Source organism: Protofrankia sp. CiP1_Cm_nod1, assembly GCF_920888515.1.
GTDB lineage: Bacteria > Actinomycetota > Actinomycetes > Frankiales > Frankiaceae > Protofrankia.
Genome location: NZ_CAKKTM010000108.1, coordinates 1 through 2,660, shown reverse-complemented (window position 1 = coordinate 2,660; position 2,660 = coordinate 1). Strand labels below are relative to the sequence as shown.

Below are 2,660 nucleotides of genomic sequence, written 5' to 3'. Positions count from 1 at the left end.
CGAGCCGGATGACGGACATGTCCGACGCACACCCTGATCGCTGAGGGTACGGGGTCCGCGACGGCGCCCGTGGACGAGGGCCCGCGGAACCGGCGGATCCGGGCCGGCGCGCCCATTACTCTCCTGGCCATCACCACCTCTTCCGACCGCCACTTCCCGATCAACACACCCCAATCCGCGGCCCCACGTCACCACTTGACGATCACCGCGTCGGGGCTGCCGTCCTCGGCCGCCGCCTCCGGACGGCAGCGCCCGGGGACAGCACCGTCCCGAGCGGTGCCGTTCTCGGGCCGTGCCCCGTCCCCGGACCGCCGCCCCTGGGGCGTCGTGCTCCGGGCCCCTGGCAGAGGTCCTCGAACATGCCGCGCGGCGGCGCGGCAGCGGCCCTGCCGGGCCTCCCCGGTGGGGCCCGGGTTCCGTGATCGACGCCGTCCGCCGCCGCGGCACCCGGCAGCGCGGCCCAAGTCCGCTGACGGACCGCGACCAGAGGCCCGCGACGCCGTGGTGGCGGAGCCCTGGAGCCCTGGAGCCCTGGAGCCCAAGGCGAACAGCACCTGTTATCCACAAGCGGAGGCATTCACAGGCGATTTGGACCTGCGACTCTGATACACAGGAGACACGACCCATCCATCGCCAGGGAGACAGGCCGATGAACGAGCGTTTCCTTCAGCTCAGCGATGTGGCGGAGATCCTCAACATCTCGTCAAGCCAGACGTACGCGCTGGTCCGCTCGGGTGAACTCCCCGCCATAAAGATCGGCGGACGCGGACAGTGGCGAGTCGAACGCAGCGAGCTTGAGGGATACATCCAGCGGGCATACGAGCAGACCCGCGCCTTCGTGCTCGCCAACCCCCTCGGCCGCGGTGAGACGCTGCCGGACGAGGAGTTCCCCGGCCTGCACGGCTGACCGGGGCCGGAAGCAGGCCCGGCCTGGATCGCCCGGACCGGTTCCCGGCCCGTCCCGCCAGATCGGCGCCGCCGGACCAGCGCTACGGCCCCGGCCGCCGAAACCCCGGCCCGACCGGAGCGCCGCCGCCGCGACCGCCACTTCATCGGTGGGAATCCCGTAGCGCGAAGAAGCACGCCATGACGTCGTCAGCGCTCCGGGAGCGCCAACAGCCTTTCCTGCGACAGCGTCCTGCGCGACAGCGCCCTGTCCTGCGTGACAGCGTCCTGGCGCGGCAGCGGCTCACACGGTCCGGCGGACGAAGCCGATCGCGGCCAGTGGGATGGTCCGCACCGCGCGTACCGACCGTGCCCTGCGGAACTCGTCGTCCAGATGCTCGGCCACTTCGACGAAGTCCGCCCCGACCCGGTCGACAGTGCCCCGCACCGGGGTGCCGTCCGCCAGCACGGCCACGCACGGTGAACGGTCCCGCGCCACACCCCGCAGGACATAACGCAGATCCAGCCGGACCGCCAGCGGGCCCTCGTGGCCGGGATGCGCCGACAGCGCGGCCAGGCCATGCACCCACAGCACGCGGTGTAACGGCACCAGCGCCTCGTGGGCCGCCGGCTCCCGCAGCAGCATCCAGTCCACCCCCAGCGCGGTGAGCCATCCGGTCAGGACGCTGTCGGACTCCCGCCCGACAACCTCGACGCCCACCCGCAACGACGAGCCGATCGCCGGCCGCAGCCGGTCGATCAGACGCAGGTACCCGGCCTCGCGCCGGCTCCTGTCGATGAGCTCGGCGTCGAGCTCGGCCGCCTCGGCCGCCTCCCACTGCGTCTCAAGATCGGCGAAAAGCGCCTCCCAGCGCACCCGTCCCTCCCTCTTCGCTCCCGGACGCCGCCGCGGGCGCCTGCCCATGCGCGGGCCCGAGCTCCGGCCGGCCGCTGGGCGTCCGGCCGGCAACCGCCGGAGCGGCGCAGCCGGACGCGCGGCGCGGCGGCAGCGGATACGGCCCGGAACGCCAGCCATCGCCAGCCATGTAACCATGTGTAGCCATACAGGCGGCGGTATCCGTTGGCGGGCACCGGCCGCCGGAGACGATCCACGCGAACGTGCCGCCGGTATACGCCTGCCTGACCGAAAAGCGCGTGACGGCCCACCCTGCCTGCCTGGGGCATGCACCACGCAGCGGTCATGGACGGTGTCCGCACCCCATGACCGGTGCCCCAGCAGGGTGGCATGGACCGCTCCCGCGTGTCCAGCCAGTGGGAGCGGGCCTGCGGCGAGCGCTGGACGCGGGCACACGGCGATCATGATGGACACCGGCCGCGGACACCGTCGGACCCGCGGACGGCGAGCAAACCATCCAACCGAGGTTGACATCAACCCTTCAGGGGTTTACACAAGCAAACGAACCCAAACGAAGCTTTCCAAAGATCAAATGGGCCAATGGATCAACGGCTGGATGATTCTTTCCGTGCCGCCGACGGATCAGGCCCCCGAATCACCGGGAGTTGCCGATGCCAGCCGTCCGGCGCGTGCTCGTCTTCCTGACGGGAGCGGCCGCCGCGACGGCACTGGCGATCATCCTGATCGCGGTCGGGCCGGGGCGAGCGGATCTCCCGTCCGGCTTCTCGGCGGTGCCCGACTGGGTCACGGCCGATCCCGAACACGCGCTGGTGACCGTTGTCGGCCTCGCCGCGTGGGCCTGCCTGCTGTGGCTGTGCGCGGGGTTCGTCCTGGCCGCGCTCGCCGCGCTGCCCGGCGG

At 71.8% G+C, this 2,660-nt stretch carries 2 protein-coding genes and 1 pseudogene; 2 read left to right on the top strand and 1 reads right to left on the bottom strand.

Translation table 11 applies throughout. The features are described 5' to 3' along the window. Nucleotides 1-649 precede the first annotated feature (649 nt). A complete protein-coding gene (locus NBX02_RS05355) occupies nt 650-907 on the top strand; it encodes a helix-turn-helix domain-containing protein (protein ID WP_250287461.1) in 258 nt (85 codons plus the stop codon). A gap of 282 nt (nt 908-1,189) precedes the next feature. Here NBX02_RS05355 and NBX02_RS05350 read toward each other — a convergent pair whose 3' ends face one another. Beyond that, the gene (locus tag NBX02_RS05350) at nt 1,190-1,762 is read right to left on the bottom strand and encodes a hypothetical protein (protein ID WP_250287458.1); all 573 of its coding nucleotides are present in this window, start codon (nt 1,760-1,762) and stop codon (nt 1,190-1,192) included. A 650-nt stretch (nt 1,763-2,412) separates the two neighbouring features. Here NBX02_RS05350 and NBX02_RS05345 point away from each other — a divergent pair. Beyond that, nucleotides 2,413-2,660 (top strand): annotated as a pseudogene (locus NBX02_RS05345) (LysM peptidoglycan-binding domain-containing protein); the annotation flags it as partial.